16 protein-coding genes are annotated in these 14,379 nt (G+C 68.6%); 10 read left to right on the top strand and 6 right to left on the bottom strand.

The window, feature by feature from the left end:
• Window positions 1-6: 6 nt before the first annotated feature.
• On the top strand, window positions 7-960 hold the full coding sequence (locus E6C76_RS16175) for a branched-chain amino acid ABC transporter permease (protein ID WP_136349289.1): 954 nt from the start codon (window positions 7-9) through the stop codon (window positions 958-960).
• A gap of 75 nt (window positions 961-1,035) precedes the next feature.
• On the top strand, window positions 1,036-2,241 hold the full coding sequence (locus E6C76_RS16170; RefSeq protein WP_136349288.1) for an ABC transporter substrate-binding protein: 1,206 nt from the start codon (window positions 1,036-1,038) through the stop codon (window positions 2,239-2,241).
• A gap of 78 nt (window positions 2,242-2,319) precedes the next feature.
• On the opposite strand, the gene E6C76_RS22095 is transcribed toward E6C76_RS16170, so the two are convergent.
• A complete protein-coding gene (locus tag E6C76_RS22095) occupies window positions 2,320-2,694 on the bottom strand; it encodes a PilZ domain-containing protein (RefSeq protein WP_168734364.1) in 375 nt (124 codons plus the stop codon).
• 535 nt (window positions 2,695-3,229) lie between these two features.
• On the opposite strand from E6C76_RS22095, the gene E6C76_RS16160 reads away from it, so the two are divergent.
• The 6 genes from E6C76_RS16160 to E6C76_RS16135 all read left to right on the top strand — a co-directional run bounded on the left by E6C76_RS16160 (window position 3,230) and on the right by E6C76_RS16135 (window position 9,316).
• A complete protein-coding gene (locus tag E6C76_RS16160) occupies window positions 3,230-4,258 on the top strand; it encodes an amino acid ABC transporter substrate-binding protein (RefSeq protein ID WP_136349286.1) in 1,029 nt (342 codons plus the stop codon).
• A 90-nt stretch (window positions 4,259-4,348) separates the two neighbouring features.
• Window positions 4,349-5,533, top strand: coding sequence for an amino acid ABC transporter permease (locus E6C76_RS16155; RefSeq protein ID WP_230976296.1), 1,185 nt, complete (start codon window positions 4,349-4,351; stop codon window positions 5,531-5,533).
• A 4-nt stretch (window positions 5,534-5,537) separates the two neighbouring features.
• Window positions 5,538-6,632: an amino acid ABC transporter permease gene (locus E6C76_RS16150; protein ID WP_136349285.1), complete on the top strand. Its 1,095-nt coding sequence runs from the start codon at window positions 5,538-5,540 to the stop codon at window positions 6,630-6,632.
• A gap of 57 nt (window positions 6,633-6,689) precedes the next feature.
• The gene (locus tag E6C76_RS16145; protein WP_211090275.1) at window positions 6,690-7,418 is read left to right on the top strand and encodes an amino acid ABC transporter ATP-binding protein; all 729 of its coding nucleotides are present in this window, start codon (window positions 6,690-6,692) and stop codon (window positions 7,416-7,418) included.
• Window positions 7,419-7,523: 105 nt separating this feature from the next.
• Complete coding sequence (locus E6C76_RS16140) at window positions 7,524-8,105, top strand: DOMON-like domain-containing protein (protein ID WP_136349283.1); 582 nt, start codon at window positions 7,524-7,526, stop codon at window positions 8,103-8,105.
• On the top strand, window positions 8,102-9,316 hold the full coding sequence (locus E6C76_RS16135; RefSeq protein ID WP_136349282.1) for an exo-beta-N-acetylmuramidase NamZ family protein: 1,215 nt from the start codon (window positions 8,102-8,104) through the stop codon (window positions 9,314-9,316). The genes E6C76_RS16140 and E6C76_RS16135 overlap by 4 nt, the downstream gene beginning before the upstream one ends.
• Here E6C76_RS16135 and E6C76_RS16130 read toward each other — a convergent pair.
• A complete protein-coding gene (locus E6C76_RS16130) occupies window positions 9,307-10,218 on the bottom strand; it encodes a LysR family transcriptional regulator (protein ID WP_136349281.1) in 912 nt (303 codons plus the stop codon). The two genes, E6C76_RS16135 and E6C76_RS16130, sit on opposite strands and share 10 nt — an antisense overlap.
• Window positions 10,219-10,288: 70 nt before the next feature.
• On the opposite strand from E6C76_RS16130, the gene E6C76_RS16125 reads away from it, so the two are divergent.
• Together E6C76_RS16125 and E6C76_RS16120 are read left to right on the top strand one after the other, a co-directional pair.
• On the top strand, window positions 10,289-11,512 hold the full coding sequence (locus E6C76_RS16125) for an MFS transporter (protein ID WP_136349280.1): 1,224 nt from the start codon (window positions 10,289-10,291) through the stop codon (window positions 11,510-11,512).
• Between the two features lie 87 nt (window positions 11,513-11,599).
• Window positions 11,600-11,893, top strand: a complete 294-nt coding sequence (locus tag E6C76_RS16120; protein WP_230976295.1) for an antibiotic biosynthesis monooxygenase family protein — start codon at window positions 11,600-11,602, stop codon at window positions 11,891-11,893.
• Between the two features lie 17 nt (window positions 11,894-11,910).
• On the opposite strand, the gene E6C76_RS16115 is transcribed toward E6C76_RS16120, so the two are convergent.
• Genes E6C76_RS16115 through E6C76_RS16100 form a run of 4 tightly spaced genes read right to left on the bottom strand, consistent with a single transcriptional unit; the run spans window position 11,911 to window position 14,330 of the window.
• Window positions 11,911-12,336: an ExbD/TolR family protein gene (locus E6C76_RS16115; protein ID WP_136349278.1), complete on the bottom strand. Its 426-nt coding sequence runs from the start codon at window positions 12,334-12,336 to the stop codon at window positions 11,911-11,913.
• An 11-nt stretch (window positions 12,337-12,347) separates the two neighbouring features.
• On the bottom strand, window positions 12,348-12,770 hold the full coding sequence (locus E6C76_RS16110; protein WP_136349277.1) for an ExbD/TolR family protein: 423 nt from the start codon (window positions 12,768-12,770) through the stop codon (window positions 12,348-12,350).
• The gene (locus E6C76_RS16105) at window positions 12,770-13,639 is read right to left on the bottom strand and encodes a MotA/TolQ/ExbB proton channel family protein (RefSeq protein ID WP_136349276.1); all 870 of its coding nucleotides are present in this window, start codon (window positions 13,637-13,639) and stop codon (window positions 12,770-12,772) included. The genes E6C76_RS16110 and E6C76_RS16105 overlap by 1 nt, the downstream gene beginning before the upstream one ends.
• 43 nt (window positions 13,640-13,682) lie before the next feature.
• Window positions 13,683-14,330 carry an energy transducer TonB gene (locus E6C76_RS16100; protein WP_136349275.1) on the bottom strand — a complete coding sequence of 216 codons (648 nt, stop codon included), beginning with the start codon at window positions 14,328-14,330 and terminating at the stop codon, window positions 13,683-13,685.
• Window positions 14,331-14,379 lie beyond the last annotated feature (49 nt).

Raw genomic sequence — 14,379 nt, 5'->3', positions numbered from 1 at the left:
ACGCTCATGGATATCGTCGGCCTCGCCAACTACGCGGTCTTCATGGCCATCCTGGTGGGCATCTATGCCCTGCTCGCCCTCGGCCTGAACATCCAGTGGGGTTTCAGCGGACTGTTCAACGCGGGCATCGCCGGCTTCTTCGCCATCGGCGCCTATACCTCGGCCATCCTCACCAGCCTGCCGGCCAGCGGCCGTGTGGGCGGCTTCGAACTGCCGATGGTGCTCGGCCTGCTGGCCGCGATGGCGGTCGCCGCGCTGATCGCCTGGCCGATCGGCAAGATCTGCCTGCGCTTCCGCTCCGACTACCTGGCCATCGCCACCATCGGCGTGGCGGAAATCATCCGCCTGGTGGTGCGCACCGAGGACTGGCTGACCGGCGGCGTGCGCGGCATCACCGGCATTCCCCGGCCCTTCGGCGACCTGCCCTACATGGAGTCGCAAATGGCCTATCTGGCCATCGTCGCGGTGCTGCTGCTGGCCGCCTATCTGCTCGTCGAGCGCCAGTTGAAGGCCCCCTGGGGCCGCATGATGCGCGCCATCCGCGACAACGAGAACGCCGCCGCGGCGATGGGCAAGCGGGTGGCCGACCGGCGCCTGCAGGCCTTCGTGTTCGGCTCCGCGCTGATGGGCCTGGCCGGCGCGCTGTTCGTGCATTTCAACCGTTCGGTCACGCCGGAAGCCATCGATCCGATGATCGCCACCTTCCTGATCTGGATCATGCTGATCCTCGGCGGCTCGGGCAACAACCGGGGCGCCATCCTCGGCGCGGCGGTGATCTGGGTCATCTGGTCGGTCTCCGAACTGCTCACCGACCGCCTGCCCACCGAAATCGCCATCCAGGCCAAATACGTCCGCGTGTTCATCATCGGCCTGACGCTGCAACTGGTCCTGCGCTTCCGCCCCGAGGGTATACTGCCCGAGCGCCAGCACGGCGGCGGCACCGCGCCGCCCCGGGCCTGAGCGCGAAAATCGCGGACAAACAACCACAACATTCCATCGATCACATGCCACACGGCATTCTCAGGAGGTGACCCTGTGAACAAGAAGACCATCGCAACCCTCGTCGGCTCCCTGCTGGGCGCGGCCGTCCTGGCCGCCCCGGCGCACGCGCAGAACGTCAAGATCGGCCTGCTCGCCGGCATCTCCGGCCCCATCGCGGCCATGGCCCCGGGCATGCTGGACGCCTCGCGCCTGGCCATCGCCCAGGTCAATGAGCAAGGCGGCATCCTCAACAACGGCAAGCTGGAATTCACCATCGGCGACAGCGCCTGCAACCCGCAGAACGCCACCGACGCGGCCACCAAGGCGGTGAACATCGACCGCGTGGTCGCCATCGTCGGCCCGAGCTGCTCCGGCGCCGTGCTGGCGGCGGCCAACTCGGTCACCATCCCGGCCGGCGTGCTGATGGTGACCCCGTCCGGCACCTCCCCGGAAATCACCAAGCTCAACGACAAGGATCTGGTGTTCCGCACCCTGCCGTCCGACGATTACCAGGGCCGCGCGCTGGCGCGCTCCCTGCTGGAGCGCGGCACCAAGACGGTGGCGGTGGCCTATCTGAACAACGACTACGGCAAGGGCCTGGCCGAATCCTTCAAGGCCGAGTTCGAAGCCAAGGGCGGCAAGCTGGCCGGCTACTCCGGGCATGAAGGCGGCAAGGCCTCCTACCGCTCCGACCTGGCCCAACTGGCCCGTGGCGGCGCCGACACCCTGGTGATCTTCGACTACGGCGACGGCACCGGCCTGACCATCCTGCGCCAGGCGTTGGAAAACGGCTTCTTCAAGCAGTACGTGGGCGCCGACGGCATGAAGATCGACAGCATCATCCGCTCCCTGGGCGAGAAGAACCTGGCGAACTTCTTCACCTCCGCGCCGGTGGGCGAAGCCACCCAGGCGCTGGAACTGTTCAACAAGGCCTTCGCCGCCGCCGGCCACGACCCCAACGCCGTGTTCGCCACTTCGGCGTACGACGCGGCCTTCCTGGTCGCACTGGCCATCGAGAAGGCCGGCGGCGACAAGGCCAAGCTGTCGGAAGCGCTGCGCGCCGTGGCCAGCGGCCCGGGCGAGCCGATCCTGCCGGGCGAGTGGGCCAAGGCCAAGAAGCTGATCGCCGAGGGCAAGGACATCGACTACAAGGGCGCCGGCGGCGACCACGAGTTCGACCAGGCCGGCGACGTGCCGGGCACCTACGCCCTCTTCAAGGTGGCCAACGGCACCTACGAGGCCATCGCCGACATGAAGTAAGCAAGCCAGCGCGCGACGCTGCCCACGCGGGCCGTGCCGGGTTTCCCCGGCACGGCCCGTTTTCTTTTGGTGCCCTCTTCAGCCCCCGGGCAGGCCGAAGCCGGGCAGGTGCTGGTCGAGACGCCGGCGCAGTTGCGCCCGGCCGTCCCCGGTGAAGCGCTCGAACGCCAGGCCGACGCGAAAGCAGCCGTCGCGCGGCGACAGGATGGAATAGACCAGACGGGCCTGCGCGTCGATCATCGGCGATTCATGGCCGGCATGCAGCGGCGCGGGCGCCAGGCGCACGGTGACCAGGCCCGTGCTGCGCACATCACAGGGCACCAGGGCGGACAGGCCGCCGAGCGAGATGTCGTGGGTGCGCCCGACCGCCGTTTGGGTGCGGCCTCCATTCTCGAAGGCCAGGGCGACATCCCAGCGCAGGTGATAGCGGGGGTGTTGGCGATGTTCTTCCATCGACCCGGAACTCAGTGCGACGAACAAGGGGCGCACTGTACCCCATCCACACCGGAGGCGCGCTCGGTGAAAGCCGCAGTCCCGGTTTTTCCGGCCGGCTGATGATGCACGGCACAACCCGGCCCCCTCAACGCGGCGCCGACGCCTCTCCGGCGTCCTTCGCCTCGGCGCGGCCGCGGAATACCCGATTCGCGAAAAACGAACCGTGGCGGTGCGTTGCGCACACCCCAGGCACCATCCAGGTGCCCGCGTACGGCGAAAGTCGCCGATAGCCCCGCGTTTCCCCATTCGTCGTGCGATGCAACATGCTGGCACGCCTCCTGCTAGATCAACGCATTCCGGCTCACTCCGGAAAAATATCGGACATGTTAGGGCTTTCCCTAAAGCCATTGCGCGCGGGGTTTTTCGGGCGAATACTCGGTTCCCGCCAGTATGGCGACATGTTCGGCCATTGGTCATCGGCGGCGGACGGTTATCCCGTTCGTCATTGCCCGTAACTGTTCCATTGCTGTCCAACACCCCTTGGAGGTATTCGATGAAAACTGTAAAGACCACGCTGGCTTCTGTCGCCGCGCTCGCCGCCCTCGGCCTGTCCGTTCCGGCCAGCGCCGGCACCACCCTGGATGCGGTGGTCAAGAAGGGCTACGTGCAATGCGGCGTCAGCGACGGCCTGCCGGGCTTTTCCTACACCGATCAAAAGGGCACCTTCCTGGGCATCGACGTGGACGTGTGCCGCGCCGTGGCCGCCGCCGTGTTCGGCGACGCCGCCAAGGTGCGTTTCACCCCGCTGACCGCCAAGGAGCGCTTCACCGCACTGCAGTCCGGCGAAGTGGACATCCTGTCGCGCAACACCACCTGGACCAGCACTCGTGACGCGGGCCTGGGCCTGAGCTTCACCGGCGTGACCTATTACGACGGCCAGGGCTTCCTGGTGAGCACGAAGCTGGGCGTGAAGAGCGCCAAGGAACTCGACGGCGCCGCAGTGTGCATCCAGGCCGGTACCACCACCGAACTCAACCTGTCCGACTACTTCCGCTCCAACAACCTGAAATACACCCCGATCACCTACGACCGCTCCGACGAAACCGTGAAGGCGCTGGAAGCCGGCCGCTGCGACGTGCTGACCTCCGACCAGTCGCAGCTGTACGCCCAGCGCATCAAGCTGGCCAACCCGGATGGCTACATCGTGCTGCCCGAAGTGATTTCCAAGGAGCCGCTCGGCCCGGTCGTGCGCCGCGGCGACGACGAGTGGTTCGCCATCGTGCGCTGGGCGCTGTTCGCCCAGATCAACGCCGAGGAACTGGGCGTGACCTCCGCCAACGTCGAACAACTGGCGAAGAGCTCCACCAACCCCGACGTGCGCCGCCTGCTGGGCGCCGAGGGCGAGTACGGCAAGGACCTGCGCCTGCCGAAGGACTGGGCCGTCAAGATCGTCAAGCAAGTGGGCAACTACGGCGAGATGTTCGAGCGCAACGTCGGCCAGGGTAGCGAACTGAAGATCGAGCGCGGCCTGAACGCACTGTGGAACAAGGGCGGCCTGCAGTACGCGCCGCCGGTCCGCTAAGCCCGCATTCGCGGCACACGCCACCGCCTCCGGGCGGTGGCGCCCGTTTCAGGGCTTCTCCCTTTTCTCCATTTCCTGACAGGGTCTGCCATGCAGAATCCGGCAAGCGAGCCGTCCAGGCGCGGCTCGATGATGACCGACCCCAAGGTGCGCGCCTGGGTCTTCCAGATCCTTGCCATCGGCGCCGTCCTGGGGATCGGCTGGTATCTGTTCCACAACACGCAAGCCAACCTGGCGCAGCGCGGCATCACCTCCGGCTTCGCCTTCCTCAACAATCCCGCCGGCTTCGGCATCCTGCAGTCGCTGATCGACTACACCGAGGGCGATACCTACGGGCGGGTGTTCGTCGTGGGCCTGCTCAACACGCTGCTGGTCTCCGTGCTGGGCATCTTCATCGCCACCATCGTCGGCTTCGTCGTCGGCGTCGCGCGCCTGTCGCCCAATTGGCTGATCAGCCGGCTGGCCGCGCTGTACATCGAGATTTTCCGCAACATCCCCCCGCTGCTGCAGATCTTCTTCTGGTACTTCGCGGTGCTGCGCGCCATGCCGCCGCCGCGCGACAGCCATGCGCTGGGCGAAACCGTCTTCCTCAACATCCGCGGCCTGTATCTGCCCTCGCCGACGCCGGCCGAGGGGTTCTGGGCGTTCATCGTCGCGCTGGTCATCGCCATCGCCGGCTGCGTCGCGCTGGCACGCTGGGCGCGGGTCCGCCACGAAAACACCGGCCGCTATTTCCCGGTGCTGTGGGCCAGCCTGGGCATCCTCGTGGTCGTGCCGGCGCTGTTCGCGCTGGTGGCCGGCAGCCCGTTCCACTGGAGCGTGCCGGAACTTACCGGCTTCAACTTCCGCGGCGGCTGGGTGGTGATTCCCGAACTGGTGGCGATCACCCTGGCGCTGTCGATCTACACCGCGGCGTTCATCGCCGAGATCGTGCGCGCCGGCATCCAGGCGGTGAGCCACGGGCAGACCGAAGCGGCGCGCTCGCTGGGCCTGCGCCCGGGCCACATCCTGCGCCTGGTGATCATCCCGCAGGCCCTGCGGGTGATCATTCCGCCGCTGACCAGCCAGTACCTGAACCTGGTGAAGAACTCCTCGCTGGCCGCAGCGATCGGCTACCCCGACCTGGTGTCGGTGTTCGCCGGCACGGTGCTGAACCAGACCGGTCAGGCCATCGAGACCATCGCCATCACCATGTCGGTGTACCTGGCGATCAGCCTCAGCATTTCGCTGCTGATGAACTGGTACAACAAGCGCATCGCGCTGGTGGAGCGTTGAGGCCATGAGCACGCACGTCTTCAAACCCGATCTTCCGCCGCCGACCCTGTCGGTGGGCGTCGTGGGCTGGCTGCGCGCCAACCTGTTCTCCAACTGGTTCAACACCCTGCTCACCGCGCTGGCCCTGTACCTGATCTGGGTCACGGTGCCGCCGCTGATCCAGTGGGCCTTCCTCGACGCCACCTGGAGCGGCAGCACACGCAGCGACTGCGCGCCGGGCGGGGCCTGCTGGGTGTTCATCCAGAACCGCTTCGCGCAGTTCATGTACGGCTTCTACCCGCAGGGGCTGCGCTGGCGGGTGGACCTCACCGTGATCCTCGCGGTGGCCGGCGCGGCGCCGCTGTTCGTCAAGGCCATGCCGCGCAAGCTGGTGTATGGCCTGGCCTACCTGCTGGTCTACCCGTGGCTGGCGTTCTGGCTGCTGCACGGCGGCCCGGGGCTGGAAGTGGTGCCGACCAGCCAGTGGGGTGGCCTGATGCTGACCCTGGTGATCGCCGTGGTGGGCATCGCCGGCGCCATGCCGCTGGGCGTGCTGCTGGCCCTCGGGCGGCGCTCCGACATGCCGGCGATCCGCGTCATCTGCGTGACCTTCATCGAGTTCTGGCGCGGCGTGCCGCTGATCACCGTGCTGTTCATGTCCTCGGTGATGCTGCCGCTGTTCCTGCCCGAGCAGATCACCATCGACAAGCTGCTGCGCGCGCTGATCGCGGTGATCCTGTTCGAGGCCGCCTACATCGCCGAAGTGGTGCGCGGCGGCCTGCAGGCCATCCCCAAGGGCCAGTACGAGGCCGCCGGCGCGCTGGGCCTGGGCTACTGGCGGATGATGGGCCTGGTGATCCTGCCGCAGGCGCTCAAACTGGTCATCCCCGGCATCGTGAATACCTTCATCGCGCTGTTCAAGGACACCAGCCTAGTGATCATCATCGGCCTGTTCGACCTGTTCAACAGCATCCACCAGGCCACCGTGGACCCCGCCTGGCTGGGCTTCGCCATTGAAGGCTATGTGTTCGCCGCGCTGGTCTACTGGATCTTCTGCTTCGGCATGTCGCGCTATTCGATGCGGCTGGAACGCCGCCTGCACACCGGGCACAAACGTTAGGAACGAGCGTCGAAAATGACTGAAAACGCACTCAAGCACACCCTGGGCGACAAGATGATGATCGAGCTCTCCGGGGTCAACAAGTGGTACGGGGAATTCCACGTACTGAAGGACATCAACCTGTCGGTCCGCCAGGGCGAACGCATCGTGCTGTGCGGCCCCTCCGGCTCGGGCAAGTCCACCACCATCCGCTGCATCAACCGCCTGGAAGAACACCAGCAGGGCAGGATCGTCGTGGACGGCGTGGAACTGACCTCCGACCTCAAGCACATCGAGGCGATCCGCCGCGAAGTGGGCATGGTGTTCCAGCACTTCAACCTGTTCCCTCACCTCACCGTGCTGCAGAACTGCACGCTGGCGCCGATGTGGGTGCGCAACATGCCGAAGAAGGAAGCGGACGAGGTCGCCATGCACTACCTCAACCGCGTGCGCATCCCGGAGCAGGCCAACAAGTACCCCGGCCAGCTCTCCGGCGGCCAGCAGCAGCGCGTGGCCATCGCCCGCGCGCTGTGCATGAAGCCCAAGATCATGCTGTTCGACGAACCGACCTCGGCGCTCGACCCGGAAATGGTCAAGGAAGTGCTCGACACCATGATCCAGCTGGCCGAAAGCGGCATGACCATGCTGTGCGTGACCCACGAAATGGGCTTCGCGCGCACCGTGGCGGACCGGGTGATCTTCATGGACAAGGGCGAGATCATCGAGCAGGCCCCGCCGGAGGCCTTCTTCTCCAACCCGCAGAACGAGCGCACCAAGACCTTCCTCGGGCAGATCCTCAACCACTGACCCGCGGCAGGGCGCGGCGGCTCCGGCCGCCGCGCCCCCACGCCATACCTCGCCTCGCGCCCACCCAGGCGCTACCATTGGCGTCCCGCTTCCCGGCCCGACGCCATGTCCGTCCGCCTGCCCGTTCGCCTCAAGCTGCAACCCCATCCGGCCACCGGAGCGGGCGCGGCCACCCGCGTCGAAACGGACATCGACCTGCACCCCCGTGGCGGCCTGCTGCTGCGCTACGCCGTCGAGCACGACGGCGGCCTGCGGATCCCGGCCATCCAGCCCTCCGGCCCTGCCGACGAACTCTGGCGGCACACCTGCTGCGAAGCCTTCATCACCGTCGCCGGAGAGACCGCCTACCGCGAGTTCAACTTCTCCCCCTCCGGCCAATGGGCGGTGTACGACTTCGCCCGCTACCGCGCGCGCAGCGATGCTGCTCCGCCCGCCGGCACGGCCCCGCAGATTCTGGTCACCGCCATGCCACAACGCCTGGAACTCGCCATTCAAGTGCCCGCGGCCCTGCTGCCCGCCGCCCCGCCCGGACGCCAGTGGATGCTCGGCCTCAGCGCGGTGACCGAGGATGGCGGCGGCCTGCATTACTGGGCGCTGCGCCACCCCGCCGTGCAGGCCGACTTCCACGACCGGCGCGGTTTCGCGCTGGCGCTCTCGCCCCACTTTCCACGCCCCGAGCACCCATGACCCCTACCCTGTTCGGCCTCGACCGCCTGCTCGCCGAGCCCGCCCTGCGCCGCCCGCTGGCCGGCCGCCGCGTCGCCCTGCTCGCCCATCCGGCCTCGGTCACCGCCACGCTGCAGCACGCCCTCGACGCCCTGGCCGCACTGCCCGACCTGCGGCTCACCGCCGCCTTCGGCCCGCAGCACGGCCTGCGCGGCGACAAGCAGGACAACATGATGGAATCGCCCGACTACCGCGACCCGGTGCACGGCATTCCGGTATTCAGCCTGTACGGCGAGGTGCGCCGCCCCACGGCGGCCATGCTCGATACCTTCGACGTGCTACTGGTGGACCTGCAGGACCTCGGCTGCCGCATCTACACCTTCATCACCACGCTGCGCTACGTGCTCGAAGCCGCCGCCGCGCGCGGCCAGAGCGTGTGGGTACTGGACCGCCCCAACCCCGCCGGGCGGCCGGTGGAAGGCACCCTGCTGCGCCCCGGCTGGGAAAGCTTCGTCGGCGCCGGGCCGCTGCCCATGCGCCACGGCCTGACCATGGGCGAACTGGCGCACTGGTTCGTCGGCACGCTGCAACTGGACGTGGACCTGCAGGTCATCGACATGCTCGGCTGGCAGCCGGACGCCGCGCCCGGCCATGGCTGGCCGCTGAATGAGCGCGCCTGGATCAACCCCAGCCCCAACGCCCCGAACCTCTCCATGGCGCGCTGCTACGCCGGCACGGTGATGCTGGAAGGCACCACGCTCTCCGAAGGGCGCGGCACCACCCGCCCGCTGGAACTGTTCGGCGCCCCCGACCTGGATGCACGCGCGCTGCTCGCCGAAATGCAGGCGCTCGCCCCCGCCTGGCTGGCCGGCTGCCGACCGCGCGAATGCTGGTTCGAACCCACCTTCCACAAACACGCCGGCCAGTTGTGCAGCGGCCTGCAGTTCCACGTGGAAGACGGCGCCTACGCCCACCACGCCTTCCGCCCCTGGCGCCTGCAGGCGCTGGCCTTCAAGGCCCTGCGCCGCCTGCGCCCGGACTATCCGCTGTGGCGCGACTTCCCCTACGAATACGAATTCGACCGCCTGGCCATCGACCTGATCAACGGCTCGCCGTTGCTGCGCGAATGGGTGGACGATCCGGCTGCCGAACCCGGCGACCTGGATGCGCTGGCCGCCGCCGATGAAGCGGCCTGGCTGGAAAGCAGCGCACCGTACCGGCGCTATCCCTGAACCGCATTGCGCGCCGCGCGCACCGCCTCCACCACCTCCAGAAAGCGCACGCCCACCGGCTCCGGTGCCGGCGCGCGCCAGGCCAGCGCGAGCGGGAAATCCGCCCCCGCATCGCTCAACGGCAGATAGCGCACGCGCGGCACGCGTACGCAGGCCAGCGGCGCGGGCAGCATCGCCAGCCCCAGGCCGGCGGCCACCAGGCCGATCTGCGTGGTGGCCTCGCGCGCGGTCTGCACGATGCGCGGCTCGAAACCGGCCGCCAGCGCGAGTTGGCGCAGCTTGTCCGGCAGGCCGGTACCGGTGCCCGGCGGGAAGGTGACGAATTCCTCTTCCGTCAGTTCGGCGAAGCCCACCGCCGCGCGGCGCGCCAGCCGATGGGTGGCCGGCACGACCAGATTGAGCGGATCGCGGCCGATCTCGCGCAATTCGATGCCGGACGGCGCCGCGCCGGCTTCCACGCGCACCAGACCAATATCCAGCTCGCCGGCCGCCAGCGCCTGGAATTGCGCGGTGGTGAACAACTCGCGCAGTTGCAGACGCACCTGCGGATAACGCCGGCGGAAGCTCGCCAGCAGGTCCGGCAGCATCTCGGTATACGGCAGCGAGGAGGTGATGCCGATGCGCAGTTCGCCCAACTCCCCCGCCGCCGCGCGGCGCGCCTCGTCGGCAGCATGCGCGGCGCGCGCCAGGATGGCCCGCGCATGCTCCAGAAAACGCGCACCGGCCTCGGTCAGCGCCACCTTGCGCCGTCCGCGCTCGAACAGGCGCGCGCCCAGTTCCTCCTCCAGATCACGGATCTGCATGGACAGCGGCGGCTGGGCGATGTGCAGGCGTTCCGCCGCGCGCGTGAAGCTGAGCGTTTCGGCGACGGCGACGAAGTAACGCAGGTGGCGCAATTCCATATATTCAACGTATCAATGGATCGATTCGAATATATTGGACTGACGCATCGGCGGCAAATAGCATCGCGCCATGTCCCCCGTCCCCCCCGCCCCAAGCGCCGAACCGGCCCCGCTCGAAGCCGGCACCCCCGCCTACCAGCGCGCCAACGTGGCGCTGTTCATCGGCGGCTTCGCCACCTTCGCGATGCTCTACGGCACGCAGCCGATCCTGCCGCTGCTGTCCAGCGAATTCGGCGTCGGCCCGGCACGCGCCAGCCTGACCGTGTCGCTGGGCACCGGCGCGCTGGCCGCCGCGCTGATCCCGGCCAGCATCCTGTCCGACCGCTATGGCCGCGCCCGCGTCATGAACACCGCGCTGGCGCTGGCCGCGCTGTGCGCGCTGGCCTCGGCTTTCGTCGTCGGCTTCGACCAGTTGCTGGTGCTCCGCGCATTGCTCGGCCTGGCGCTGGCCGGGCTGCCGGCCGCCGCGATGGCCTGGCTGGGCGAGGAAATCTCCCCGTCCGCGCAGGGCCGCGCGATGGGCCTGTACATCGCCGGCAATGCACTGGGCGGCATGAGCGGGCGCTTCATCGCCGCGCTGCTCACCGACTTCTTTTCCTGGCGCATCGCACTGGGTCTGCTGGGCGTGCTGGGCGCCGTCGCCGCGCTGGCGTTCTGGCGCTGGCTGCCGGCCTCGCGCAACTTCCGCGCCCGCCCGGCCACGCCGCGCCGGGTGTTCGCCGACGTGCTGAGCATCTACCGCGACCCCGGCCTGCCCTGGCTGTTCACCGTGGCCTTCCTGATCATGGGCGCCTTCGTCGGCCTGTACAACTACCTCGGCTTCCGCCTGCAGGAGGCGCCCTACCTGCTCAGCCAGAGCGCGGTGGGCGCGGTGTTCCTGCTCTATCTGCTGGGCACGCTGGCGTCCACCTGGGCCGGCCGCCTGGCCGACCGCATCGGCCGGCGCAACGTGCTGTGGAGCCTGATGCCGCTGATGGCCGCGGGGCTGCTGCTGACCCTGTTCGAAGCGCTGCCGGTGGTCATCATCGGGGTGGGCATCTTCACCTTCGCCTACTTCGCCGTACACACCGCCGCCAGCGGCTGGGTCGGCCGGCGCGCACAGGAGCGCCGGGCACTGGGCTCGGCGCTGTACCTGTGCAGCTACTATTTCGGCAGCAGCGTGCTGGGCGCGCTGGGCGGGCTGGCGTGGAGCGCGGGTGGCTGGGCGGGCCTGGTGGCGATGCTGACGGGCTGCACCGTGCTGGCCCTGCTCACCGCATTATGGCTGCGCCGCCTGCGTCCGGCACTGGACTGAGACTGCTCCACCCGCCACGCACGGCGCGGGCGGCGTACCATGGCAGGCACCCCGTATCGTTGTGGAGAAGCCACCATGTTTCTGGCCATGAACCGCTTCAAAATCCTGCGCGGCCACGAGCAGACCTTCATCGAACACTGGCGCCAGCGCGAAAGCTACCTCGACCAGGTGCCGGGCTTCGTGCGCTTCCATCTGCTGCAAGGCCCGCAGACCGAGGAATACACCTTGTTCGCCTCGCATACGGAGTGGACATCCACCGAGGCCTTCGAGGCCTGGACGCGCTCCGAGGCCTTCCGCCTGGCGCACGCCAACGCGGGCAAGAGCCCGCGCGAGATCTACCTGGGGCCGCCCAGCCTGGAGCTGTTCGAAGCGGTGTTATAGGGCCATCGGCACAGGCCTCACAGGAACTGCTCGTTGCCGAGGAGTCCGATTCTGTTGAGGCGGTTGCGCTGGACGGCGGCCATGACCGAGACGACCACCTGGTAGGCGACGGCGGCATCGGGGCGGATGTGCAGTTCGGGCTGGATGGCCTGGGCCGCGGCGGCGGCCAGGCGGGCTTCGAGCCCGGGCAGGCCGGCCAGCGTCTCACCGTTCCACAGGATGGTACCGTCGCCCTCGATGTGCAGGCGCACCACCTCCGGCTCCACCACCGGCGGCGGGTTGCCCTGCGGCAGGTTCAGCGCCACCGAATGCAGCTGGATCGGGATGGTGACGATCAGCATGATCAGCAGCACCAGCATCACGTCGATCAGCGGCGTGGTGTTGATGTCCATCATCACCTCCGGCTCGCCGGCCGGCGAAGGGCCTTGCAGGTTCATTCCCATGGGTGCCCTCGTCAGCCGCGCGGCGGCGGTTCGGTGATGAAGCCGATCTTGAGGATCCCCGCGCGCTGGCAGGCCAGCACCACCCGCCCCACGTGCTCGTAGGGCGCGGCGCCGTCGCCGCGGATCTGCACCTCGGGCTGGGGCTGCAGCACGGCCACCGTCTTCAGGCGCTCGACCAGCGCCTCGCCTGCGATCGCCTCCTGGTTCCAGAACACCGTGCCCTCGCGGGTGACCGAGAGATTGATGTTTTCCGGTTTGGTTTCGCGCGGCTGGTTGCTCTCCCGCGGCAACTCCACCGGCACCGTATGGATGGCCACCGGGATGGTGATCAGGAAGATGATCAGCAGCACCAGCATCACATCCACCAGCGGCGTGGTGTTGATTGCCGAGATGGCTTCGTCTTCTTCCTGTGCAGCCCCCACCTGCATGCCCATCAGTGCGCCTCCTGCGCGGCCGCCGCCGCGGTGCGCGCGTTGCCCCCGCCCAGCAGCACCGCGTGCAGATCCACGCCGAAGGCACGCACCTCGTCGAGCGAAGCCTTGTTGCGCCGTACCAGCCAGTTGTAGCCGAGCACCGCGGGCACGGCCACGGCCAGGCCGATGGCGGTCATGATCAGCGCCTCGCCCACCGGGCCGGCCACCTTGTCGATGCTGGCCTGGCCGGCGATGCCGATGGCCGTGAGCGCGTGGTAGATGCCCCACACGGTACCGAAGAGGCCGATGAAGGGGGCAGTGGAGCCCACCGTGGCGAGCAGCGCCAGGCCATCCTGCAGGCGGCTTTGCACGTTCTCGATGGCGCGCTGGATGGACTGGCCCACCCAGGTGTTCAGGTCGATGTGCTCCAGCAGCCCGGTGTGGTGTTCCTTGGCTTCCAGGCCGGACTGGGCGATGAAGCGGAAGGCGCCGTGCGGGTTGAGCGCCTCGGTGGCCTGCTGCACGCCGCCGGCGGTCCAGAACTTCTCCCTGGCCTCGCGCGCGTGGCGGCGCAGCTTGTGCTGCTCGTACAGCTTGGTGACGATCACGTACCAGGTGGCCGCCGACATCAATACCAGGATCAGCAGGGTGCCCTTGGCGACCGCGTCGCCCTGCGCCCACAGCGCTTCCAGGCCGTAGGGGTTGAGGACCTTTTCCGCTGCAGGGGGCTGCGGGCTGGGCGGAGCCGGGTCCGGGGCGGTGCTGGCCGGGGCAGCCTCGGGCGCGGACGTGTCTTGCGCCCACGCTGCCGGGGTGCCTGCCACGGACAGCGCGAGGAGCGATGCGGTGAGATAGGCGCGCAGCAGGCGCGCGTTGGATGGGCGGGTCATGGGGTTCTCCATCTTGCTGGGGTCTGAAAATGGTCGGGGTCCGTCAGCCGTCCAGGGCGAAGCGGAACGGCACGCTGACGCGCACCGGCTGGCCCTGGCCGACGCACTTGAGCCGGCGCACGGCGCCGAGCACGGCGTCGTCGAACACCGGGTTGCTGGATTCGAGGATGCGCACGTTGCCGATGGCGCCGCTGGTATCGACGACGAACTCCACCCGCACGTCGCCGGCGAGGTTGCGGCGCAGGGCCTGGCGCGGGTAGGGCACGCTGCTGCGGATGGCGAGGTGGTTGGGGCAGGCCACGCCGATGGCCGCGGCCACCGGCTGGGCGGGGGCGGGCGGCGCGGGGGGCGCCGGGGGCGGCGGTTCGGCTTGGGTCACGATGATCGTCGGGGCAGGCTCGGCCGGGGTTTCCACCACCACCTCGGGCGGCGGGACGTAGGCCGGGGGCGGCGGAGCGGGGCGCGGGCGGGCGACGATCTTCCTGATCTCGGATGGCGGGGGAGGTGGCGGCAGCGGGGGCGGCTTGAGCTCTTCGATCAGGCGCACGTCCAGCGGCGCCTTGAAGACCTCGACCACCTCGCGCCCAAGACCGTTGATCAGTGCGTACACAACGATGACGTGCAGCACGATCACGAACACGATGCCGATCAGGTGCCGGCGCGGGTCGCGTTGCTGGGTGGCGTAACTCATGAATCGATGGATCCTTGCAGGTCTGCGGAATCGGGCCGAACGGCCGAGC

The sequence above is a fragment of the Pseudothauera nasutitermitis genome (assembly GCF_004801295.1).
GTDB classification, from domain to species: Bacteria; Pseudomonadota; Gammaproteobacteria; order Burkholderiales; family Rhodocyclaceae; genus Pseudothauera; species Pseudothauera nasutitermitis.
The sequence above is the reverse complement of the archived record's forward strand: the minus strand, read 5'-3'. Positions and strand labels throughout refer to the sequence as shown.